Source organism: Clostridium sp. CM039 (assembly GCF_055081075.1).
This window is the reverse complement of sequence record NZ_CM143649.1, coordinates 927,706-951,030: the sequence shown is the minus strand read 5'-3', so window position 1 is coordinate 951,030 and position 23,325 is coordinate 927,706. Positions and strand designations below refer to the sequence as shown.

The 23,325-nt window shown below is 31.0% G+C and carries 20 protein-coding genes; all 20 read left to right on the top strand.

The annotated features are described in order from the left end of the window. Nucleotides 1-15 precede the first annotated feature (15 nt). On the top strand, nt 16-792 hold the full coding sequence (locus tag ACWJJ2_RS04515) for a tyrosine-protein phosphatase (protein WP_216303550.1): 777 nt from the start codon (nt 16-18) through the stop codon (nt 790-792). Between the two features lie 55 nt (nt 793-847). Beyond that, the gene (gene galU / locus ACWJJ2_RS04510; protein ID WP_216303549.1) at nt 848-1,756 is read left to right on the top strand and encodes a UTP--glucose-1-phosphate uridylyltransferase GalU; all 909 of its coding nucleotides are present in this window, start codon (nt 848-850) and stop codon (nt 1,754-1,756) included. 309 nt (nt 1,757-2,065) lie between these two features. Further along, nucleotides 2,066-3,382, top strand: coding sequence for a nucleotide sugar dehydrogenase (locus ACWJJ2_RS04505; protein ID WP_216304330.1), 1,317 nt, complete (start codon nt 2,066-2,068; stop codon nt 3,380-3,382). 93 nt (nt 3,383-3,475) lie between these two features. Then, nucleotides 3,476-4,564: a Gfo/Idh/MocA family protein gene (locus ACWJJ2_RS04500; protein WP_462953902.1), complete on the top strand. Its 1,089-nt coding sequence runs from the start codon at nt 3,476-3,478 to the stop codon at nt 4,562-4,564. A 34-nt stretch (nt 4,565-4,598) separates the two neighbouring features. Then, the gene (locus tag ACWJJ2_RS04495) at nt 4,599-5,339 is read left to right on the top strand and encodes an N-acetyltransferase (protein WP_216304328.1); all 741 of its coding nucleotides are present in this window, start codon (nt 4,599-4,601) and stop codon (nt 5,337-5,339) included. Nucleotides 5,340-5,361: 22 nt separating this feature from the next. After that, nucleotides 5,362-6,066 (top strand): acylneuraminate cytidylyltransferase family protein, encoded by a 705-nt coding sequence (locus ACWJJ2_RS04490; protein ID WP_462953901.1) that lies wholly within the window; start codon nt 5,362-5,364, stop codon nt 6,064-6,066. Next, nucleotides 6,059-7,102: an N-acetylneuraminate synthase gene (gene neuB, locus ACWJJ2_RS04485; protein ID WP_462953900.1), complete on the top strand. Its 1,044-nt coding sequence runs from the start codon at nt 6,059-6,061 to the stop codon at nt 7,100-7,102. Before ACWJJ2_RS04490 ends, neuB begins: the two co-directional genes overlap by 8 nt. Before the next feature lie 74 nt (nt 7,103-7,176). Next, nucleotides 7,177-8,325: a UDP-N-acetylglucosamine 2-epimerase gene (gene neuC, locus ACWJJ2_RS04480; protein WP_462953899.1), complete on the top strand. Its 1,149-nt coding sequence runs from the start codon at nt 7,177-7,179 to the stop codon at nt 8,323-8,325. A 21-nt stretch (nt 8,326-8,346) separates the two neighbouring features. Then, entirely contained in the window at nt 8,347-8,988 is a 642-nt protein-coding gene (locus ACWJJ2_RS04475; RefSeq protein ID WP_216304324.1) for an acetyltransferase, read from the top strand. Nucleotides 8,989-8,992: 4 nt separating this feature from the next. Further along, nucleotides 8,993-10,048: a nucleotidyltransferase family protein gene (locus ACWJJ2_RS04470; protein WP_462953898.1), complete on the top strand. Its 1,056-nt coding sequence runs from the start codon at nt 8,993-8,995 to the stop codon at nt 10,046-10,048. A 16-nt stretch (nt 10,049-10,064) separates the two neighbouring features. Then, nucleotides 10,065-11,057 (top strand): NAD-dependent 4,6-dehydratase LegB, encoded by a 993-nt coding sequence (locus tag ACWJJ2_RS04465; RefSeq protein ID WP_216304322.1) that lies wholly within the window; start codon nt 10,065-10,067, stop codon nt 11,055-11,057. A gap of 37 nt (nt 11,058-11,094) precedes the next feature. Beyond that, nucleotides 11,095-12,198, top strand: a complete 1,104-nt coding sequence (locus tag ACWJJ2_RS04460) for a LegC family aminotransferase (RefSeq protein WP_220319729.1) — start codon at nt 11,095-11,097, stop codon at nt 12,196-12,198. A 94-nt stretch (nt 12,199-12,292) separates the two neighbouring features. Further along, the gene (locus ACWJJ2_RS04455) at nt 12,293-13,708 is read left to right on the top strand and encodes a lipopolysaccharide biosynthesis protein (RefSeq protein ID WP_462953897.1); all 1,416 of its coding nucleotides are present in this window, start codon (nt 12,293-12,295) and stop codon (nt 13,706-13,708) included. A 114-nt stretch (nt 13,709-13,822) separates the two neighbouring features. Continuing rightward, nucleotides 13,823-15,577, top strand: coding sequence for a hypothetical protein (locus tag ACWJJ2_RS04450; protein WP_462953896.1), 1,755 nt, complete (start codon nt 13,823-13,825; stop codon nt 15,575-15,577). A gap of 64 nt (nt 15,578-15,641) precedes the next feature. Further along, the gene (locus tag ACWJJ2_RS04445) at nt 15,642-16,721 is read left to right on the top strand and encodes a glycosyltransferase (RefSeq protein WP_462953895.1); all 1,080 of its coding nucleotides are present in this window, start codon (nt 15,642-15,644) and stop codon (nt 16,719-16,721) included. A gap of 69 nt (nt 16,722-16,790) precedes the next feature. Continuing rightward, complete coding sequence (locus ACWJJ2_RS04440) at nt 16,791-18,266, top strand: O-antigen ligase family protein (protein WP_462953894.1); 1,476 nt, start codon at nt 16,791-16,793, stop codon at nt 18,264-18,266. Between the two features lie 27 nt (nt 18,267-18,293). Next, nucleotides 18,294-19,637: a glycosyltransferase gene (locus tag ACWJJ2_RS04435; protein WP_220286822.1), complete on the top strand. Its 1,344-nt coding sequence runs from the start codon at nt 18,294-18,296 to the stop codon at nt 19,635-19,637. An 81-nt stretch (nt 19,638-19,718) separates the two neighbouring features. After that, nucleotides 19,719-20,774, top strand: coding sequence for a non-hydrolyzing UDP-N-acetylglucosamine 2-epimerase (gene wecB, locus ACWJJ2_RS04430; protein ID WP_462953893.1), 1,056 nt, complete (start codon nt 19,719-19,721; stop codon nt 20,772-20,774). Between the two features lie 10 nt (nt 20,775-20,784). Continuing rightward, a complete protein-coding gene (locus ACWJJ2_RS04425) occupies nt 20,785-22,002 on the top strand; it encodes a glycosyltransferase family 4 protein (protein ID WP_462953892.1) in 1,218 nt (405 codons plus the stop codon). A 35-nt stretch (nt 22,003-22,037) separates the two neighbouring features. Next, nucleotides 22,038-23,294, top strand: coding sequence for an O-antigen ligase family protein (locus ACWJJ2_RS04420; protein WP_462952999.1), 1,257 nt, complete (start codon nt 22,038-22,040; stop codon nt 23,292-23,294). The last annotated feature ends 31 nt before the right edge of the window (nt 23,295-23,325 follow it).

Below are 23,325 nucleotides of genomic sequence, written 5' to 3'. Positions count from 1 at the left end.
AAAAGGTGTAAATTTATGATAGATTTTCATAGTCATATAATATATGCTATTGACGATGGATCAAAAAACTTAGACATGTCCATAGAAATGTTGAAAACAGCAGATAGTGAAGGTGTAGAATATATTTGTGCTACTCCTCATTTTATAACTGAAGAATTTGAATTTAGTCACGAGGAATATATTGAAAAAATAGATAGATTAGTTTTAGCCTCTAGAGAAGAAAATCTTAATATTAAGATTTTATCTGGACTAGAAATTTATATGCACCCCGATTTGCCAAAACTCTATAAAGAAAAGAAGATTTGGGGAATTAACGACTCGGAATATCTACTTATTGAGCTTCCTATGGGGCAGTTTCCTCTGTACACTGAAGATGTATTTTATGAGTTAATGTTACTTGGGGCAAAACCCATTTTAGCACATCCAGAGAGAAATCTTAGGATTATGAAAAATTATGATTTAGTTATTAATTTAATTAACCAAGGGGTATTGATGCAAATAAATTCTGGTAGTTTATTAGGTGATTATGGTAAGGAAGTTAAAAAAACAGCTGAAGAATTTGTAAAAAGGAACATGATACATTTGGTGGGTAGTGACGGACATAATATTACGAGCAGAAAAACGAAGATAAAAGAAGCTTATGCAATTATAAAACATAAAAATCAAGCTGTATATAACTGGATTGCTGAAAATCAAACTAACATTATTAATAATGTTTCCTCATTGGAAGTCTTAGAAATAAAACTTAAAAAAGAAAAAGGCAAGATTTCATTTTTAAGTTTTATCAAATGAATTTTGAGAAATAAGGTTGAAATATAGAAATGCATTATTTGAGGGGAGAAAAACTATGAGAGTAAAAAAAGCTATAATTCCAGCAGCGGGGCTTGGTACAAGATTTTTGCCAGCAACAAAGGCACAACCGAAAGAGATGTTACCAATTGTTGATAAACCAACAATACAGTATATTATAGAGGAAGCGGTTGCGTCTGGGATTGAGGAAATATTAATTATAACAGGAAGAAATAAAAGAGCAATCGAAGATCATTTTGATAAGTCGATTGAACTTGAACAACAATTAGAGAAGAACGGTAAGGAAGATACCTTAACAATGGTTAGGGATATATCTAATATGGCAAACATTTATTACATACGTCAGAAAGAACCTAAAGGACTAGGTCATGCTATAGGTTGTGCAAAAACCTTTGTGGGGAACGAACCTTTTGCTGTAATGTTGGGCGATGATGTGGTGGATAGTGAAGTACCTTGTTTAAAACAACTCATAGATTGCTACGGCAAATATGAAACTTCAATTTTAGGAGTTCAAAAGGTTCCTTTAAGTGAAGTTAGCAAATATGGCATAGTAAAGGGAACTTCAGTAGAAGATAGAGTTTATAAGGTTGAAGATGTTATTGAAAAGCCTAACGCATCCGAAGCACCATCAAACATAGCAATACTCGGAAGATATATTATAACACCTAGAATATTTGATATTTTAGAAAATACAAAGCCTGGTAAGGGTGGGGAAATTCAACTTACAGATGCTTTAAAAACTTTAATAGCAGAGGAAAATATGTATGCTTATAATTTTGATGGCAGAAGATATGATGTAGGGGATAAAGAAGGATTTTTAGAAGCAAATGTAGAATATGCACTTAAAAGAGATGATCTTAAAGAAGCATTTATGAAATATCTCCTAACTATTAAGGATAACGATACCTTTAAAGAAATTTATAATAAATGTAGTAATAATTTATAACAGAGAGTATTAGTAAAAAGCCAAGTGAAACTGGCTTTTTTTTATTTGGTGCGCTCAGTATTGGGGATGAACCAAGTAAATTTATTAGAAAATAGATTACTTGATTTTTAAGAAATTTTAAATAAATAGTTAATAAACTCCCATAGATTGAACAAATAGAAATATTTGGGGTAAAATATTATATGCTAGTATAAAAAATATATTGAGAGGTTTTGGGTAGGAACTTATAATGTGGTAAAATGTAGCCATGAAGCTGTTGATAAAAGATTTGTCAAAATCATATGATCTAAGGCTATAGGAGGTAACAAAATGTTTCAATTTAAAGAGGAGTTATTATTAAAATTGAAAAATAAAACAGCTAAACTTGGTGTAGTAGGCTTGGGTTATGTGGGATTGCCATTAGCTGTAGAAAAGGCTAAAGTAGGATATGAAGTAATAGGGTTTGATGTTCAAGATCAAAAGGTTCAAATGGTAAATGAGGGACACAATTACATTGGTGATATTGTAGATTCAGATTTACTTAGATTAGTACAAGAAGGAAAACTTAAAGCTACCACAGACTTTAGCTTTGTTAAGGATGTTGATACAGTGTGTATTGCAGTCCCTACGCCACTAGATTTATATAAGCAACCGGATTTATCATATGTAGTGGAATCAACTAGAAGTGTAGCTAAGTATTTACATAGGGGGATGTTAGTAGTACTCGAAAGCACTACATACCCAGGAACAACGCAGGAAGTACTAAAACCAATACTTGAAGAATCAGGTTTAAAATGTGGAGTAGATTTTTTCTTGGCATTTTCTCCAGAGAGAGTTGATCCAGGGAATAAGCAGTTTAATACAAAAAACACCCCAAAGGTAGTTGGAGGATGTACTCCTAATTGTACTGAAGTAGCAGGAATGTTGTACAGAAGTGTACTAGAGGGAGAAATATTGGAAGTGTCTTCTCCAGCAGTGGCTGAAATGGAAAAAATTCTTGAAAATACTTTTAGAAATGTAAATATAGCACTAGCTAATGAAATGGCTATTCTGTGTAAAAGGATGAATATAGATGTTTGGGAAGTAATAGATGCAGCTAAAACTAAGCCTTATGGATTTATGCCATTCTACCCAGGCCCAGGGATTGGTGGACACTGTATACCACTTGATCCATTCTATCTAGAGTGGAAAGCAAAAGAGTATGATTATCATACAAAATTAATAGAAGCGTCGGGTATAATTAACGATTATATGCCTGAATTTGTGCTTGAAAATGTTATGAAACTTTTAAATGGTAATAAAAAGGCACTAAACGGAGCAAAAGTTCTCCTTATGGGTGTAGCTTACAAGAAAGACATAGATGATGTGAGAGAATCACCAACATTAAAGGTTATTGATCAATTAGAAAAAAATGGTGCGGATATAATTATAAATGATCCATTTATTAAAAAATTCACACACAAGGGTAAAGAATATGTATCTGTAACTTGGGAATATGAAATAAAAAATGCGGATATAGTAGTAATAACCACAGATCATAGTGGTTATAATTATGAAAAAATTGTTGAAGAAGCTAGCTTACTATATGATACTAGAAATGCTACAAAGCATGTTGTAAATAATAGAGAAAAGATAAATAAACTCTAAATAATGCATGCAAGCATTGTAAAATATTTTATAATATTGCATGCCAAAATCCTAGGAAGGCACCTTTAAGAGTAATTGCAAGGAGGGGTTTAAATGAAAAAATTAAAAATTGCAATAATAGGATGTGGAAGAATAGCATACAAACACGTGGAGGCTATAACACAAAATAAAACAGAAGTTGAACTTGTAGCAGTTTGCGATGTGTTAGAAGTTAATGCTAATTCCAAAAGAGATGAGTATATAGAAGCAATAGGTGAAAATTCAGATGTAAAAGTTTATATAGATTATAAAGAAATGCTTGAGAAAACTGATATTGATATGGTTTCTATAGCTACTGAAAGTGGGTATCATCCAGAAATAGCTATATATTGCATGAATAGTGGGAAACATGTAATTGTTGAAAAACCAATGGCATTATCTATTCAAGATGCTGATAGAATGATTAAATGCTCAAGAGAAAATAATGTAAAGCTTTGTGTTAGTCACCAAAATAGGTTTAATGAGCCAATAAGAAAACTTAGAGCTGCAGTCGACAAAAACAGGTTTGGAAAATTAGTTAATGGAACAGCGAGAATTCTTTGGAATAGAAATATGGAATATTACACGCAAGCACCTTGGAGAGGAACGTGGAGCCTGGATGGTGGTACTTTAATGAATCAATGTATTCACAATATTGATTTATTACAATGGATGATGGGTGGAGAAATAGATACGGTTTATGCTCAGTGTGGTACTTTCCTTCGAGATATAGAAGGTGAGGATTTTGGAGCAATAATTATAAGATTTATAAATGGAGCTATAGGTATAGTTGAAGGATCGGCTTGTGTATATCCTAAGAACTTGGAAGAAACATTGAGCATTTTTGGTGAAACTGGTACTGTTTCTATCGGAGGCATTGCAGTTAATTCAATAGAAACTTGGAGATTTGCTGATAATAAGGATACTGAGCAGGAAATATTAACGCAGCAAAAGGGAAATCCAGATTCAGTATATGGCTTCGGACATACCCCCTTATTTAAAGATATGATAGATGCTATAAATATGCATAGAGAACCGCTTATAAATGGCGAAGAAGGAAAAAAAGGTATGTCTATTATACTTGCAGCTTATAAATCAAGACTTACAGGTCTCCCAGTTAAATTTCCAATGGGGGATTTCTCAACACTCGAAATGAAAAAATAATTTTGAAGATATTATATGAAAAGAGGGTATTTTTATGAATTATGTTTCAGAAAAAAGCAAAATTGGCAATAATGTAACAATGGGACATTTTGTGGTAGTAGAAGATAATGTAGTAATAGGTGAAAATTGTATTATAGGAAGTAATGTAGTTATTCACATAGGAACTGTTATAGCAGATAATGTTAGAATAGATGATAATACGGTAATAGGTAAACAACCTATGAGATCAGTAAACAGTATATTCAAAAGTGAGGAAAAATTGCTTCCAGCTGAAATAAGTGAAGGTTGCATTATAGGGGCAGGAGTGATTATTTATTGTGGATGCGCAATTGCAGAAAAAACACTTATTGCTGACACTGCTGTAATAAGAGAAAATGTAATTGTAGGTTCAAAAACAATTATCGGCCGCGCAGCAACTATTGAAAATTTCTGTAAGGTTGGTTCTAATTGCAAAATACAGACTAATGTATATTTAACAGCTTATTCAGAAGTTGAGGATTATGTATTTATTGCGCCATGTGTTACAACCTCTAATGATAATTATGCAGGCAGATCAAAAGAAAGATTTGGAAAGTTCAAAGGGGTAACTATAAAAAAAGGTGGTAGAATTGGAGCAGGAGCAGTTATCCTACCAGGTATTGTTATACATGAAGATGGTTTTGTGGCAGCAGGTAGTGTGGTCACAAAAGACGTGGAAGCAGGTAAAATCGTAGTTGGTAATCCAGCTAAAGTGCTTCGATCTGTACCAGAGGATCAATTGCTTAAAAATCAATAAAAGGAAGCAAAAGGTGATAATTATGTATAAGAATAAGAAGTTTCTAGCTATTATTCCAGCAAGAGGTGGTTCGAAAGGTATACCAAATAAAAATATTATGGCTATAAGTGGTAAACCACTTATAGCTTATACAATTGAATCAGGAAAAAAATCTAAATATATAGATGAATTAATTGTATCAACAGATAGTGAGGTTATTAAGGTTATAGCACAGCAATATGGGGCTAAGGTACCTTTTTTAAGACCAGAAGAACTATCAAATGATACTTCAAAATCCATAGACGTAGTTATACATTCAATAGATTTTTACAAAAAAAATAATATAAGTTTTGATTACGTAATATTATTGCAACCCACATCTCCATTAAGAACGTTTAAGCACCTGGATGAATCTATAGAAAAGCTTATTGAGAGTAATAGTACCTCTTTAGTAAGTGTATGTGAAGCCTATGAAAATCCTGTACTTATGAGAAGCATAGAAAATGAAAAGCTAAAAGAAGTTATAAGTTTTGAAGGAACAAATATCAGAAGGCAAGACTTACCTGCTTTTTATATATTTAATGGTGCACTATATATAAATTCAAATGATATGTTAGTTAACAAAAAAAAATTTGTTGATGAAAACACAATCCCTTATGTAATGAACAAGGAAAGCTCTATAGATATTGACACGATGCTCGATGCAAGAATTGTAGAGATGATAATAGATACGAGTATTCATGTTTAAGATAGGAAATAAGGCTATAGGCGATGGAAATTCAACTTTTATTATAGCAGAGGCTGGGGTTAATCATAATGGAGACATAAAAATAGCAAAAGAGATGGTAGATAAAGCTGTATTTGCAGGGGCCGATGCCATAAAATTTCAAACATTTATTACAGAAAAATTAGTTACTGGATATGCAGAAATGGCTGAATATCAAAAGGACAACATAGGAAAAATTGACTCACAGTTTAATATGTTAAAGAAACTAGAACTATCGCACGAAAGTTTTATAGAAATACAAGAATACTGTATACATAAGGAAATTATGTTTTTATCTACACCTTTTGATTTTGAAAGCGCTGATTTTTTAGCGTCTATAGGCGTGGAGGCTTTTAAGATTAGTTCGGGAGACTTAACTAATATTCCATTTTTAGAACATATAGCAAGATTTAATAAACCTATAATTTTATCTTCTGGCATGGCGACACTTTCAGAAATCGAAGAAACAATAAATGTAATAAATTTCCTGGGTAATAAAGAAATAGCAGTGCTTCACTGTACTTCAAATTATCCAGCTAAATTAGAAAGTGTTAACTTGAATGCAATGAATACCATAAAAAAATCTTTTGAAATTGTGTCTGGATATTCCGATCACACTGAAGGAATAACAGTGCCTATTGCAGCAGTGGCTATGGGAGCAAATATAATAGAAAAGCATTTTACAATGGACAAAAGTATGGAAGGGCCAGATCATAAAGCTTCTCTGAATCCAATAGAGCTAAAAGAGATGGTTAAAGCGATTAGAGATGTAGAAATAGCACTCGGAACTGGAATTAAAATGTATAATTTTAGTGAAGTTGATACCATTAAGGCAGCTAGAAAAAGTATAGTCGCAGTTAGATATATAAAAGCAGGGGAGAGTATAAGATTCTCGGACTTAGATTATAAAAGACCAGGAAACGGACTTTCGCCTAAATTCTACATTGATATTGTTGGGCGAAAAACTAATAGAGATATAAAAATTGATGAGCAAATATCCTTAAACATGGTGGAATAAAAATTAGCTAAATTATTTCGAGCTCATGGAACATGAGTACATAGAATATGCAATTATAGAATGGGAGATTAAATATGAAAAGAAAAATAGCAGTTATAACAGGTACGAGAGCAGATTATGGTATATTTTATCATGTTCTTAAAGAAATTGAAAAACATGAGGAATTGGATCTTAAGCTTATCGTTTGTGGAATGCATTTATGTCCTGAATTTGGCATGACTATAAATGAAATAGAAAAAGATGGCTTTGTAGTATCAGATAAATTTGAAACTGTTTTAGCTTCTGATACAGGGGCGGCAATGGCTAAATCTATAGGACTTTCAATTATAGGTATGGCTCAAAGCTTTGATAAAATAAAACCGGACCTAGTACTAATACTAGGTGATAGAGGAGAAATGCTAGCGGCAGCAACTGTAGCTATCCATATGAATATTCCTGTGGCTCATATTCATGGAGGAGAAGTAACGGGAACAGTAGATGAGTCTGTAAGGCACGCTATAACTAAACTTTCTCATATTCACTTTCCAGCAAATGAGGACAGCATGCAAAGAATAATTAAATTAGGGGAGAAGGAAAAAAATATTTTTGTAGTAGGAGCGCCGGGACTTGATTATATTGCGAAAGCAAAATATTTATCAAGGGAAGAAATACTAGAAAAATTTAAATTAAAAGATGATAAGATATTTTTAATGACTCAGCACCCAGTAACTACAGAAAGGGACATGGTGGAATGGCAAGTAAGAGAAACTTTAGATGCGGTTGTAGAACTTGGATATCAAACTATAGTTTCATATCCTAACAGTGATAATGGAGGAAGCGAAATTATAAGGGTTATTGAGGAGTATAGCGCTAAATATCCATTTTTAAAAGTATTTAGAAATTTAAGTCAAGTAGAATACCTAAGTTTTTTAAGTATAGCTCAGGTAATGATAGGAAATTCATCGTCAGGTATAATTGAAGCACCTAGCTTTAAACTGCCTGTAGTAAACATAGGGTCAAGGCAGGACGGAAGACTAAGAGCCCTCAATATAATAGACGTACCTTATGGAAAGGAAGCTGTAAAAGCAGGCGTTAAAAAATCAATAGACGATGAGAACTTTAAGAAGCAATTAGAAAACTGCACAAACCCTTATGGTGATGGGAATGCAAGTGGTAAAATAGCACAAATTTTAAGTGAGATAAAGATAGATAGGGAACTTATACAAAAAAGGATAACGTATTAGTTGATAGTTAGGGGTGAGATTATGGAGAAAATCGTACTTGTAGGTGCAGGTGGCCATTGCAAGGTTATTATAGACATTATAAAAAGTGCTTCTAGATATAATATTGTGGGGGTAACTGATAAAGATTATAACTACGATAAATTTGTATTAGATATACCTATAATAGGCGATGATAGCATTTTAGAAGAATTATATAATACTGGTGTAAAAAATGCATTTGTATGTGTTGGTGCACTCCAAAACATTTTAACTCGCGAAAATATATATAATAATTTAAAAGCTATAGGGTTTAACATACCGGTACTTATACATAAGGATGCAATGGTTTCACCTTATGCAAATGTTGCAGGAGGAACTTGTATAATGCCTGGAGCCATAATCAATCCAGGAGCTTACATAGAAGAAAATTGCGTAGTAAACACCGGTGCAGTAATAGAACATGATTGCAAGCTGCAAAGGAATACACATATTTCACCTAAGGCTTGTTTAGCTGGCGGAGTTAGCATAGGGTGTAACACCCATATAGGTATGGGAAGTTCTATAATTCAATCAGTGCATATAGGGAATAATGTAATTATTGGAGCAGGAGCTGTGGTTATTGAAAATATAGCAGATAATGCAGTTGCTGTAGGAATTCCATCGAAAATTATAAAGTGTAGGTGATGTTATGAAATTTCCAATTGATGATTATTGTATAGGAGTGAATTCTACTATAAAAGAAGCTATGAAGGTTATAGATAAAAACTTAACAGGGGGAGCTTTAGTTGTAAATGGAAATAATGAATTAGTGGGAACTATTACAGATGGGGATATACGGCGTGCTATACTTAAAGGCCACAGTATAAATGAGGGTATAGAGAATACATATTTTAAGGATTTTAAATTTGTTACAGAAGAGTATGGCAAAAAGAAAGCAAAAGAGTATATGATTAAGAAAAAGATAAGGCAGGTACCTGTTATTGATAAAAATAAAAAGCTCATAGACTTATATTTTTTAGATGACATATTATCTTATGATAAAAAGCTAAATTATGTTTTTATTTTAGCAGGAGGTTTGGGAACCCGGTTAAGACCATTAACTGAATCACTACCTAAACCTATGCTAACAGTTGGTGATAAACCTATCTTGGAGCTTATAATAGAACAATTTAAAGAATATGGGTTTACGAACTTTATTATTTCTCTTAATTACAAAGGGAAAATGATAGAGGAACACTTTAAAGATGGAAAAGAATTTGATGTAAACATAGAATACATTAGAGAAACTAAAAAACTAGGCACAGCAGGCTCAATAGCATTAGTAAAAGAAAAGTTTACAAAACCTTTCATAGTTATAAACGGAGATATATTAACAGGAATTGATTTTGAAAAATTTTTAAATCATCATATGAATAATAACTTTAATATAACTGTAGGTGTTAGAAATTATGAAATTAACGTTCCTTATGGAGTCTTAGTCACTGATAATATGATTATAGAGTCTGTAGAAGAGAAGCCTACATATAAATTTCACATTAATGGTGGAGTATATGCTGTTAATCCTGAAATTATAAAATACATACAGGAAGATGGAGTCTATAATATGACTGATTTAATAGAAGATGCAATTAACAATAATTGCACGTCAGGTATTTATGAGATAACTGAATACTGGAAAGATATAGGTAGAATGGAAGACTATAAAATGGCCAACACGGATATTAACAAATATTTTAAACTATAAGAAAGGAGTAGATGAAATGAACTGGCAAGGGAAAAAAGTTTTAGTTACAGGTGCAGAAGGTTTTATAGGAAGCCATTTAACAGAAAGATTGGTGGAACTTGGAGCAGATGTTACAGCCCTAGCTCAATATAATTCATTTAATAACTGGGGATGGATTGATACTTTTGATAAGTCAGTAAAAGAAAGTATTAAAGTTGTTACTGGAGACATAAGAGAATACGATGGAATGAAAAGAATTATTAAAGGACAAGAGGTAGTGTTTCATCTTGCTGCACTAATTGCAATCCCGTATTCTTATTTATCGCCTATGGCCTATGTAAGAACAAATGTGGAAGGCACTACTAACGTTTTAGAAGCCTGCAGAGAATATGGGGTAGAAAAGATTGTACACACATCAACGTCTGAAACCTATGGAACAGCACTTTATGTACCAATTGATGAAAAACACCCAATGCAGGGTCAATCTCCATATTCAGCATCAAAAATAGGAGCAGATAAAATGGCGGAAAGTTACTATAAAAGTTTTAATATGCCTATAGCAACTATTAGACCGTTTAATACATATGGACCAAGACAATCTGCAAGGGCTGTAATTCCAACAATAATATCACAGATACTCGCAGGGAAAACAGAAATCAAGCTTGGAAGCCTAACTCCGACTAGAGACTTTAACTTTGTATTGGACACTGCCCAGGCATTCATAAAAATAGCAGAGAGTGAAAAAACTAATGGTGAAGTTATAAATGCTGGTTCAAATCACGAGATAACTATAGGAGAAACAGTTAAAAAAATAATAAGTATAATAGGTAAGGATGTAAAAATTATTTGCGATGATGAAAGGTTAAGACCTATAAACAGCGAAGTTAATAGATTATGGGCTGATAATACTAAAATAAAGGAATTAACGCTCTGGAAGCCTAATTACACTATAGACAGAGGTCTTGAAGCGACAGTAGATTGGATAAAAAATAATATGCAACATTTTAAGACAGACATATATAATATTTAGCAAAAGAATAATGTTTAAAAAGCGGGAGGGTTTTGTTATGATACCTTTATGTATACCAGAAATTAGAGGAAATGAACTTAAATATGTTAAGGACTGTATAGATACTAATTGGGTATCTTCAGTAGGTAGTTATGTTAATTTATTTGAAGAAAAATTTAGTGAATATGTAGGTAGCAAAAGTGCAGTTGTCACAAATAATGGTACATCAGCACTTCAATTAGCGTTAGTAACCCTTGGAATAGGATACGCAGATGAAGTTATAGTTCCATCTTTAACTTTTATATCACCAGTTAACACTTTAAAATACGTAGGAGCACAGCCTGTATTTGTAGATGTATGTAGAGATACCTTTGTCATGGATGCAGAAAAGATAGAGGAATTAATAACACCTAAAACAAAGGCTATAATGCCAGTACATATTTATGGCCATCCTGTAGATATGGATAGAGTAATGCAAATAGCTAAAAAACATAATCTATTTGTTATAGAAGATGCAACTGAATCATTAGGATCTACTTTTAATGGCAGAATGACAGGTACCATAGGGGATATAGGCTGTTTTAGTTTTAATGGGAACAAAATTATAACTACTGGAGCAGGTGGAATGCTTGTAACTAATAATTCAGAATATGGCGCACGAGCGAAATTTTTATCCACTCAAACAAAAGTAGTTACTGAAAATAAAGCGTTCTATCATCCAGAAATAGGATATAATTTTAGAATGCCAAATCTTTTGGCTGCATTTGGAGTGGCTCAACTTGAAAATATTAAAGAATATTTAAAAATTAAAAGACAAAATTCAGCATATTACAATGAACTATTAAGTGAAATTAAAGGAATTACCTTACCGATAGAAAAAGAGAATGTAGAAAATTGTTTCTGGCTATACTCAATCCTAGTTGAAGAAAAGTATGGTATAACTCGCGACGCGCTTATACAAAAATTTAATGAAGAAAAAGTAGAGGCAAGACCATTCTTTATGCCTATACATGATATGATTCCATATAAAACTTGTACACATGGGGATTTAAGTATTACAAATGAGCTTTATCAGCGTGGAATAAATCTTCCAAGTTCTGTTGGACTTAAAAAAGAAGACATTGCAAAGGTATGTGAAATAATAAAAGAATGCAATAAATAACTCTGTTATTTATTTGCATTTAAGGGCGAAAGTCATTAATTAAGCCGCTTTAGTGGAGGGTTATGATACATTGGTAAGGTGGATAGGAGATAATATGAATATAGATTTTATAAAGAAATTGTACAAAAGCAGATTGGTGAGAAGTGGAATTTGGTTTACTATAGGGACCTTTTTTGTTCAAGGCATTTCATTTGTAACTATGCCTATTTTTACGCGGTTACTTAGTACTAGTGATTATGGAATAACTGGGGTATATACCACATGGCTTTCCGTTTTTACAACTATAATTACATTAGGGCTATTGGCTACAGTTAATAATGCCAAAGTGGATTTTCAGGAAAGATATGATGAGTATGCTTCATCTATACTTTTTTTAGTCACACTATTTGCTATTATGTGGCTTATAATTGGATTTGTGTTTAAAAAGCAAATATCTTCTATTATAAATTTAAATTCTATATTAGTCATCTTCCTTATTATTCAAGGTTTTTTTGGATTTATCGTGGATTTTTCTAATGCCAAATTAAATGCTGAATATAAATATAAGAAATATTTACTTATATCAATAAGTAGTGCTATTATAAACACAATTCTGGCTATAATACTCATAAGTAATATTAAAAGTGATAAGTATTATGGTAGGATTGGTTCTTTAATTATTGTAGCTTTAATTTACGGTACAGTTTTATATGTAATTGCTATGAAAAAAGGCAAAAAACTAATTAGTTTTGAATACTGGAAGTATGGATTAGCCATATCTATACCGGCAATTGTACATCTTTTATCAGGCGTGATTTTGCAGTCTGTGGATACGGTTATGATAAATAGTATGATAGGATCTAGTGCTGCAGGAATATATACCTTTGCATATAAAATTGGAATGATAATGTATATTGTATGGTTGGCGTGTAATAAGGCTTGGGTACCGTGGTTTTATGAGAATATGAAAGAAAAAAATTATGATGACATAAAGCTGAAAATTAAATGTTATATTATGTTGTTTTCTGTGATGGGGTTTATACTTATATTTATATCTCCTGAAATAGGAAAACTAATGGGTACAAAAAAATTTTATAAAGGGTTAGATTACGTTCCATTAATCATAATAGGATATTATTTTCAATTTCTATACAGTATACCAGCTAATATTGAATTCTATACTAAAAATACAAAGTTCCTTTCCCTAGGAACCCTTATTGCAGCTTTAATAAATGGTGTATTAAATTATATTTTAATTCCAAGATACGGCGCAGTTGCAGGGGCATGGACAACAATAATATCGTATATCTTATTATTTTTATATCATTATTATATATCTTTACGCATATTAGACGTAAGAATTTATACGTTTAAACCTTTTGCATATGGCATTTTATACATAGTACTTAGCAGTGTAATATTTTTTATAGTCAAAAACAATTGGGTTTTGAGATATGGAATATTAATAGCAACATTAATTGTATTAGGATATGAGATTAAAAAAATCAGTGGAAAATTAATGCAAAAATAAGTTAATAGAGATGATTCAACGACATTTCAGAAGGAAAGTGTCCCACTTCTATAAGTGGGAGTACAAATCTCCTTCTGAAGTCGTTGATATTGCAGCTCCGCAGGAGATGATTTAATGGTTAAATTAATCTATACAGCACAAAAAAAAGAACTGATAATAGATAGAAAAGTTGTGGATTTATTTGAATATATAGGAAATATAAACGCAGAAAAGGAAGCTTTTGAGTATTTAACTTATTTAGAAAATCAAAAGGTTAATGGGTTAAAGCTTGAAGAGTTATATTTATATGATGAAATACCATTATATATTTTTAGTAGACCCACTATTTATAGAAAATTAAATGGTTTGATTTTCTGTATTATGGTTATAAGATATGCTAAGTATAAAACGAATGAAGAAATACAAGTAAAAACAGATGATGACTTTATGGAAAAGGTTTGTGTAGAGGTATTCAACCTTAAATGTGAGAGAATTTATAGTAAAAAAAACATTCAAGCTATAAGTAAAGGCAAGTTAACTAAACGGTTTATTAGGGGAATAGGGAGTTACTGCAAATTTATATTTAAAAACTTTTTAACGAAGAGTAGAAATTATAAAGAACCATTTTTAATTATTTCACATGCTTCAAGTTTAAACTTAGTTAAAGGCAATACCGATGGCTATTACGATACTCAATTAGGGAAAGTTATAAATAAATTAAAAGACACTTATAATATTTTAAATTTTCAACTCTTAAACAATAAATACATCATAGATAAGACTCTAAATTGTCATGAAAATTTTGTACCATTTGAATTATTTATTTTATACAAAAGGCTTAAAGCCAAGAAAAATGTAAATAATAATTTATTAGTAGATAATTTAATTTATTTAGATAAGTTAGATTTTCACTTAAATGAACTTGATCTTAAAAATATACTTTTAGGATTTGTGATGAAGGATTTAAGAACGAGTTATCTTTCCTATTTATATGAACTATTAATGGCAGGAAAAATTATTAGAAAGTTGAAAAGTAAAAAATGTTTGGTAGTAGGAGAAGGCGACAGGGGAAGGTGCTTTATAGTCGCAGGAAATAAGTTGAATATAGATACTTATGCTGTGCAACATGGAATAATAAATGAAACCTCATCTACTTACATAATTAATTCAAAGTATAAAGATTTGTTGGTGCCACGTAATACATTTGTCTGGGGGGGAAAGTATAAAGAATTATTGATAGCTTATACAAATGTATATAATAAAGAAAATGTTAATGTAGTTGGTCAAGTAAGAACAGACATTTTAGTTCAAAATGGATATTTGAAAAAGTCTAAAAAAAATGGGACACTGAGAATACTTTATGCCACCCAATATTTTAGGGATTTACTTGAACCGGCTACCTTAATGCTATTTAAGGCATTAAATTTAATGAAGGAAGATTACGAATTAATTATAAAACTTCATCCTGTAGATTTGAATTTTGAATTTTATGAAGTTATGGTGGAAAAGTTCCACATTAAAAACTGTAAAATAATGAAGGATGGAGATTTGTATGAATTAATTAAATGGAGTGGTTTGGTAGTAAGCGTACATTCTACAGTAGTTGTAGAAGCGGCACTTATTAATAAACCTTCTATATGTATATTACTCCCTAAATATAATGATGCTGGTGGTTTTGTTAAAGAGGGGGTATCCTTTGGAGTTAAGGATGAAAATGAGCTTTTAGAGTGTATGATTAAAATAAATATAGGTGACGTGACACTAAACCACGACATGCAAAAGTATATCCATGAAAATTTCTATAAGTTGGATGGAAAAGTAACAGAGAGGATAATAAATATTATAGTAAATTCTCCTGAGAAGCTTTTAGAAACAATAAAGAATGAGTAATTAAAGATAACTTTCTAAGATTCTTAATTATACTTAAATAGTGTAAAAGAACAGGAGGAAATTTATGAGAAAAATTTGCTTTTTAGCAGATGCACATAGTATACATACAAGAAAATGGGTTCAATATTTTGCGAGACTTGGTAATGAGATTCATATAATTTCTATGAGAGAAACAGATTATGTGTATGAAAACAATGTAAATTTGCATGTGTTAAGAACTATAGGTACAAATAAGTTAAGTTATTTTTTATTAATTAAATCAATTAAAAAATTAGTAAAAGACATTAATCCAGATATATTACACAGTCACTATGCTACTAGCTATGGACTTTATGGGAGAATGTGCAATTTCCATCCATTTGTAATATCTGTTTGGGGTAGCGATGTGTATGAGTTCCCTAAAGATAATAAAGCTAAAGAATTGCTACTTAAGTATATATTAAAAGGAGCGGATAAAGTTTGCTCTACAAGTTATAGTATGACTGAGGAAACAAAAAAATACTACAACAAAGAGATAGTGGTAACCCCCTTTGGTGTAGATTTAGATAAATTTAAATGTAACACACCTATACTAAATAGTAGTTATATTACCATAGGTGTTATTAAGGGATTAGAAAAAATATACGGGTTAAATTATCTTATTGAGGGATTTTCAGAGCTTATACGTAAATACAGTGGAACCAAAGATTTAAGACTTTTAATTGTTGGAGATGGTACCCAAAAATTAGAGCTTAAGTCTTTAGTAAAGAAATTAAATTTAAATTCTAAGGTTACATTTACAGGTAAAATAGATAATGAAAAAGTACCTGAATACATAAACAAGATGGATATAGTATGTCTGCCATCCTTAAGTGAAAGTTTTGGAGTTTCAGCTGTCGAGGCCTGTGCGTGTGGACGGCCAATAATAACTACAGATGTAGGTGGATTAAAAGAGATAATTTTTAATAACTATAACGGTTTTGTAATCAAGCAAAAGAGTAGTTATGATATAACATTAAAACTTATGAAAATCATTGAAAATGAAGATCAAATGAAGGAATTTTCAAAAAATGCAAGAAGATTAGTCCGGGAGAGGTATAATTGGTTTGACAATGCAAAAATCATGAATGATATATATAAAACACTTGAGAAGGTTAGTAAATAGTAATGGTATATTCTAGCTTGCAATGCACTTGTCATTTGAAAATATCAGAAACTATGTAGGAGGATAAAAATGCAATTAACGCAAGAGATTAAAGAGTATTACTATTATTTGAAAAAGTATATTCACATAATTCTAATATTATATGCTGTTATAGAAATAGGGTTGTTTATAAAGATGGGTACATCAAATGTGCTCATGTTCGTAAGTAGCATATTTGTAACCTTGTTCGTAATTTGTAGTTTGATTTTAATGTTTAAAGATTTTGTTACCGCAAGTTTAGTTTACGCGGTAGCAATACCAATAATACCTATGGCATTGTATATTATGAATAGGTTAAATATAGCTGGGATAGGTGAAGTGGTATATTTAGCTTATTTTGCTATATATTTAACAAATATGGCTCGCGAATTTAAATATGGAGGATTTGATTTTTCAAAGCTTACGGTTAAATACACCAAGCTAAGTGTACTCTATATTATATTGTTATTATTAGCGACTATATCTTCTATGCTAAGTATTCATGTTTTAGAAGCATTTAAGCTAGTGCTACTTAACATGGTTTCAATGATGACCTATAGCATAGGTATACTTTGCTATAAAAAAAGCAATAAAGAGTTTTACAAGGATATATTGCTCTATTTATGTATTGGAGTTACGTTATCATCAATACCAGATATAATAGTAACTTTATATAATTTAATTGTACGTAGCAATAATCAGCATCTCTATGGGGTATTAGGTAGCAATTTCATGCTTGGATATACTATAATAGTAATGCCTTTTATATTGTTATATGCTATAAATAAGGAGCTATCAGGGAGACATAATAAAATATATATATTCTTATTATTAATTCAAATAATTAATTTTAGTACTCAAAAATCAAGGGGCATTCTACTAACATTAGCTATGTGTTTTTTTATTGTAATTATAGTAGATATAAATAATTGGAAAAAATATATACTAATTTCTATAGTTGTGATTTTTTGCATGACATTTAATGTTATGCATAGGTGGGAAGTTGAAGAAATTGCAACAGACATAAAGATAAACAGTATAGAAGACCTAGTCAGCAACAATGCCAGAATGCTTAAAAGATTAATAGAGCAAACTAAAAGTCGAAGACCAATATGGGCCTTAGCTTTTGAAATGATAAATGACCACTTTTATTTTGGTGTGGGACCAGGGCACTTTAAATATTACTATTTACAATATGGTGGAAACCCTAAAAAATTGTACATTGATGCTCATAATATAATTCTTAATTTAATTACAGAATTTGGAATTATATTTACTTTTACTTTTATGTTAGCTTGGCTAAGCAGCTTAATAAAGTCAGTATTGGATATAATTAAAAATAATAAGAAAGATTTCAAAGAATTTAAATGGCCAGGAATTATTGGGCTTTTATGTCTCTTAGTTTATGGAAATATTACAGGCCAATCTTTTATGGCCTCAAGAGATCCAATAAGTGTAGTGCCTGCTTTTGTTTTTACTGTAGTGATGATACTAATGATATATTCAGAAGGGAAATCTGTTAGTTAAGAGTTAGGACAATGAGAGGTGTTAATAATGAAAAACATATTAATTGTAGCTTATGTTTACCCACCACTAGGAGGTGCAGGAGTTCAGAGAACTTTAAAATTTGCTAAGTTTCTAAAGAAATTTGGATACAACGTAAACGTGCTTACTGTAAATAATGAAAAGAGCACTATAAAGGATGAGTCTTTGGAAGCTGAATCAACGGATGGAATAAAGGTATTTAGGGCTATGCAAAGAGATAATTTTATTGTCAATACTATTGCTAATAGGAATATAACCCATGTTAAAACCATGAAGGTTGAAAATAAAGAGGATATAATAAAAATAACCTCTGAAATTACACTTAAATCTAAAGTTAAGAGAAAAATAAAAAAAACCTTATTAAATATTTATAGAAATATGTACATACCGGATGATAAAATTTCATGGAAAAAAGATGCGGTAGAATTAGGACTTAAAATAATTAAGGAAGAAAAAATTGATATAATATACTCTACCTCAGCACCATATACTGGGCATTTAATTGCTTGTGAATTAAAGCAAAAATCTAACATAGCGTGGATTGCTGACTTTCGTGACCAATGGGTAACTAACCCATTCGCAGATTACACGCCCTATGCTAAGAGAAAAAATGAAAGGATGGAGACGACAGTTATTGAAAAAGCGAATGTTGTAATATCTGTAAGCAAACCTATAATAGATGATTTTATTGATAGATATAAGAATCAGAGGGCAGATAAATTTAAAATAATTACTAATGGATATGATGAGGATGATTTTGATGATTATAATATAGATAGGATACCTCCCAAATATATTATAACTTATAATGGAACCCTGTATGGGAAGATATCACCAAAGAATTTCTTAATAGCTATAGATAGGCTTATTGAGGATAAAAAAATAAAACTGGAAGAGCTTATCATTAGATTTGTCGGGCAAATAGGCAAGGATGCCCAGGAAGATATTACGTTTTTTCTTGCAAAATATGATAAGGTTATTGAATTTATATCATATTTGCCCCATAAAGAAAGTTTGAGGGAATTAGAAAATTCTTCAGCAGCGCTTCTAATTATAGGAGCTTTTGAAAGAAGCGAAGGCGTATATACAGGAAAGATATTTGAGTACATAAGAAGTGGAAGGGTTGTTATAGGCATTGTACCGGACGGTGTTGCTAAAGATTTAATACTTGATACGAACACAGGATTTTGTTGTCATCCTGAACAAATAGATGAAATTAAAGCAGTTATATATAAATCCTATGGCATTTGGAAAGGCACGCAGGAAAAGTTAGATATTCATTGGGAAAAAGTTAAAAAGTACAACAGAGAAAATTTAACTAGAGAACTGATGAGTATTATAGAAAGTTTATAAATGATGATTTGAAAAGGAAGTGCAATTCTAATTTTTATAAAAAACTTTATTAAAAAAACTTATTAAAAGTCAGGAGTCTATATGAAAATATTAACAGTCGTAGGAGCAAGACCGCAGTTTATAAAAGCAGCTGCAGTATCGAATATAATTAGAAATGAGCATGAAGAAATTTTAATACATACAGGTCAACATTATGATGAAAATATGTCAAAGATTTTTTTCGAAGAACTTAAAATACCTAAGCCTAGTTATAATTTAGAGGTAGGTTCAGGTGGACACGGCATGCAAACTGGTAGGATGTTAATAGAGCTCGAAGAAATTTATATAAAAGAAAAGCCAGATATGGTTTTAGTTTATGGGGATACGAACTCAACCTTTGCTGGAGCAATTTGTGCAAGTAAGTTACGTATTCCAGTAGCACATATAGAAGCGGGACTTAGAAGCTTTAACATGAATATGCCGGAGGAACAAAATAGAATCTTAACAGATCATATTTCAAAATATCTGTTTGCACCTACAACTTCAGCGGTTAAAAACCTAAGTACTGAGGGCATAACTAAGGGTGTTCATAATGTAGGGGATGTAATGTATGATGCGACCCTTAATTTTTCAAAGATTTCAAAAGAAAAGTCTAAGATTATGAAGAAACTTAATTTATACCAGGAAGAATTTATTTTAGCTACCATACATAGAGCAGAAAATACTAATGATATAAATAGATTAAGAAATATTAGTGAGGCATTAAATGAGAGCGGCAAAAAAATAATATTACCCCTACATCCAAGAACAAAAAAATATATGGATGATTATGGTTTGAAATTTAATAATAATATAAAGATAATTGACCCAGTTGGGTATTTAGACATGATCATTTTAGAAATGTACTGTAAAAAGATTGTCACAGACAGTGGTGGAGTTCAAAAGGAAGCTTTCTTTATGAGTAAGCCTTGTATTACTATGAGAGAAGAAACAGAATGGGTAGAAACAGTAGAAAATGGATGGAATATTATTGTTGGAACTGATAAAACTAAGATTTTAGAGGGCATAGTTAATTTTATGCCAAATAAATCTCAGCAAAATGTTTTTGGAGATGGCCATGCTGCAGAGAAAATTTTAAAAATTATAAACAAACAATAGAGGTGAAAACATGCGTATTTTATTTTTAACTCAGTACTGTCCCCCAGAGGTGGGGGCACCTCAAAATAGAATTTTTGAGTTTGCTAAAAAATTACAGGAATTCGGCCATGAAGTTACAATATTAACAGCAATGCCTAACTACCCTAGAGGAGAGATTTTTGATGATTATAAAGGTAATAAGGTGGTCCTAGAAGAAATTGAAGGTATAAAGATAATTAGAACTAGTATTTATGCTACAAAATCTAAGAGTTTTACTAAGAGATTAAGAAATTATTTATCTTTTACTTTTTCTTCTGTACTTCAAGGGGCTATTCATATAAATAAGCAGGATGTAGTAATAACGGAATCTCCACCACTGTTTCTAGGCTTTTCAGGGTATGTAATAGCTAAGCTTAAAAAAGCTAAATTTGTTTTTAACATATCTGATTTATGGCCAGAATCAGCTATAAAATTAGGTGTGCTTCATAATAAGTTATTCATTAAAATGTCTGTATGGTTAGAAGAATTTTGTTATAGACGTGCAGTAGCTGTTACTTGTCAAACAGAAGGAATAGTTGGTGATATAGTCGGTAGAGGATTTGATAAAAACAAAGTACATCTGCTAACTAATGGAGTTGATACAAAGCTATTTAAAAGTGAAAATAGGGATGAGAACTTTAGAAGTGAAATTGGAGTGGAAAATAAGTTTGCACTATGTTACGCTGGTATTCATGGACTTGCACAAGGACTACAAGTTATAATAAATGCAGCAGAGATAGTAAAAGAGGAAAAAAACATTCAATTTGTTTTTGTAGGTGATGGTCCGGAAAAACAAGATCTTGTAAATATGGCAAAAGAAAAAGGATTAAAAAATGTTACCTTTTTACCTCTTCAGCCAAAGGTAAATATGCCTAAAATTGTAGCTTCTATGGATGCTGCAATAATTCCTTTAAAGAAGTTAGAACTTTTTAAAGGTGCTCTACCTTCAAAAATGTTTGAGACCTTAGCTTCAGAAATACCTATTATTTTACCAGTAAAGGGTGAAGCTGCTAAACTAATAAACAGTGCAAATGCAGGAATTGTAGTAGAACCAGAAAATTCAAAAGAAATTGCAGAAGCGGTGTTAAAGTTATATAATAACATGGAGCTTAGAAATAGGTTGGGTGAAAATGGAAGGGCTTATGTTATGGAGAATTATGCTAGAGAGGATATAACAAGAAAATTAGAAAAAATATTGATGAATTTATAAAAATTATAATATTAGTCTATAAAGAGGTGTAAAAAATGAAAGCTAAGTGTAGTATTTTGTATTATTTAATGTGTGCTTATATAGTGATAATGCCTCTGATTCAAGAGGGAACAAATTTAAAAGGAGTATCTGTTTCAGATATTTTATTAGGAATAATTATGTGCTTATATCTCATAAAGTTGATTTTTAATAAGGATACGAGGGGAAGGTTTCTTTATGGGATTAGAGACTTCTTTAGTAGTACTTTAAGTATTTGCATAGTGATGTTATTGGGTATTATGTTATTATCAACCTTTTATGCATTAGAAAAGGGATTAGCATTAAGCGAAAGCGCAAGATTTTTAACATATGTATTTATATTTTTTATAATTAAGTATGAATTTAATACAAAAAAATTAGTGAAAAACTTATTGAGATGCTTTATATTCACATCAGGAGTCTTGAGTATTTTTGGTATAATTCAATACTTTACAATAATTGGATTAGATAAAAGGTTTATTGTGAAATACTCCTATGGATATAGAGCAAGTAAGATTGCTGCAACAATGCAAAATCCTAATGCATATGCGGGCTTTCTTATTTTAATTATTTTTCCATTAGTAATGCTAACAATTTATGAAAAAAATAAAAAATTAAAAAGTATGTATGGAATAATATCAATTCTAATATTTCTCAATATACTTATGACTTATTCTAGAAATGTTTTATTAGGCGTTTGTATCGGTGCAGCGGTTTTATGTGTGCTGTATAGTTTAAAATTAATTGTAGTTTTTGGAGGGGTAGGTATTTTGGCTTTATTTAGTCCGGCGGTTCTTGATACAGTTAAGGATTTAACAAATAATGGACAAAATGTGGCTAGAATTAAATTGTGGAAAACGGCTCTAATGATGATTAAGGAACATCCAATTCTAGGAGTTGGTAATGGTAATTATATCAGTAGGTATAACGAATATATTAATAAGTATAAAGGCCTAAGCTACAACTCGTATACAAGATATCCTACACATAGTTCTTATTTAAAGACTCAAAGTGAATTGGGCATAATAGGAATAACATCTCTTTTAGTAATTTTAATAACAGTGCTTATTAGATTGAAAAAATTAATTACTATAACAGATGACAAATTTTTGCAAGCTTTTTACATGGGTGCATTGGCATCGATGGTAGCATTCTATTTTATGAATTTATCAGACAATCTATTTTTTGTGCCTAAAGTTACAACATATTTTTGGTTTATAGTAGCTACAGCTGAAAGTTTATTAAACGCATCAACAAATAATTTGAATATATAAGTTGGTGAAGAAATTTAGAAATACAGGGGGA

What these genes read in the sequence shown, in the direction of transcription:
- ACWJJ2_RS04465 (WP_216304322.1), top strand. Translation starts at nt 10,065, where the DNA reads ATGAACTGGCAAGGGAAAAAAGTTTTAGTTACAGGTGCAGAAGGTTTT.
- neuC (WP_462953899.1), top strand. Translation starts at nt 7,177, where the DNA reads ATGAAAAGAAAAATAGCAGTTATAACAGGTACGAGAGCAGATTATGGT.
- ACWJJ2_RS04445 (WP_462953895.1), top strand. Translation starts at nt 15,642, where the DNA reads ATGAGAAAAATTTGCTTTTTAGCAGATGCACATAGTATACATACAAGA.
- wecB (WP_462953893.1), top strand. Translation starts at nt 19,719, where the DNA reads ATGAAAATATTAACAGTCGTAGGAGCAAGACCGCAGTTTATAAAAGCA.
- ACWJJ2_RS04435 (WP_220286822.1), top strand. Translation starts at nt 18,294, where the DNA reads ATGAAAAACATATTAATTGTAGCTTATGTTTACCCACCACTAGGAGGT.
- ACWJJ2_RS04475 (WP_216304324.1), top strand. Translation starts at nt 8,347, where the DNA reads ATGGAGAAAATCGTACTTGTAGGTGCAGGTGGCCATTGCAAGGTTATT.
- ACWJJ2_RS04440 (WP_462953894.1), top strand. Translation starts at nt 16,791, where the DNA reads ATGCAATTAACGCAAGAGATTAAAGAGTATTACTATTATTTGAAAAAG.
- ACWJJ2_RS04515 (WP_216303550.1), top strand. Translation starts at nt 16, where the DNA reads ATGATAGATTTTCATAGTCATATAATATATGCTATTGACGATGGATCA.
- ACWJJ2_RS04500 (WP_462953902.1), top strand. Translation starts at nt 3,476, where the DNA reads ATGAAAAAATTAAAAATTGCAATAATAGGATGTGGAAGAATAGCATAC.
- ACWJJ2_RS04420 (WP_462952999.1), top strand. Translation starts at nt 22,038, where the DNA reads ATGAAAGCTAAGTGTAGTATTTTGTATTATTTAATGTGTGCTTATATA.
- ACWJJ2_RS04470 (WP_462953898.1), top strand. Translation starts at nt 8,993, where the DNA reads ATGAAATTTCCAATTGATGATTATTGTATAGGAGTGAATTCTACTATA.
- ACWJJ2_RS04490 (WP_462953901.1), top strand. Translation starts at nt 5,362, where the DNA reads ATGTATAAGAATAAGAAGTTTCTAGCTATTATTCCAGCAAGAGGTGGT.
- ACWJJ2_RS04425 (WP_462953892.1), top strand. Translation starts at nt 20,785, where the DNA reads ATGCGTATTTTATTTTTAACTCAGTACTGTCCCCCAGAGGTGGGGGCA.
- galU (WP_216303549.1), top strand. Translation starts at nt 848, where the DNA reads ATGAGAGTAAAAAAAGCTATAATTCCAGCAGCGGGGCTTGGTACAAGA.
- ACWJJ2_RS04455 (WP_462953897.1), top strand. Translation starts at nt 12,293, where the DNA reads ATGAATATAGATTTTATAAAGAAATTGTACAAAAGCAGATTGGTGAGA.
- ACWJJ2_RS04505 (WP_216304330.1), top strand. Translation starts at nt 2,066, where the DNA reads ATGTTTCAATTTAAAGAGGAGTTATTATTAAAATTGAAAAATAAAACA.
- ACWJJ2_RS04495 (WP_216304328.1), top strand. Translation starts at nt 4,599, where the DNA reads ATGAATTATGTTTCAGAAAAAAGCAAAATTGGCAATAATGTAACAATG.
- ACWJJ2_RS04450 (WP_462953896.1), top strand. Translation starts at nt 13,823, where the DNA reads ATGGTTAAATTAATCTATACAGCACAAAAAAAAGAACTGATAATAGAT.
- neuB (WP_462953900.1), top strand. Translation starts at nt 6,059, where the DNA reads ATGTTTAAGATAGGAAATAAGGCTATAGGCGATGGAAATTCAACTTTT.
- ACWJJ2_RS04460 (WP_220319729.1), top strand. Translation starts at nt 11,095, where the DNA reads ATGATACCTTTATGTATACCAGAAATTAGAGGAAATGAACTTAAATAT.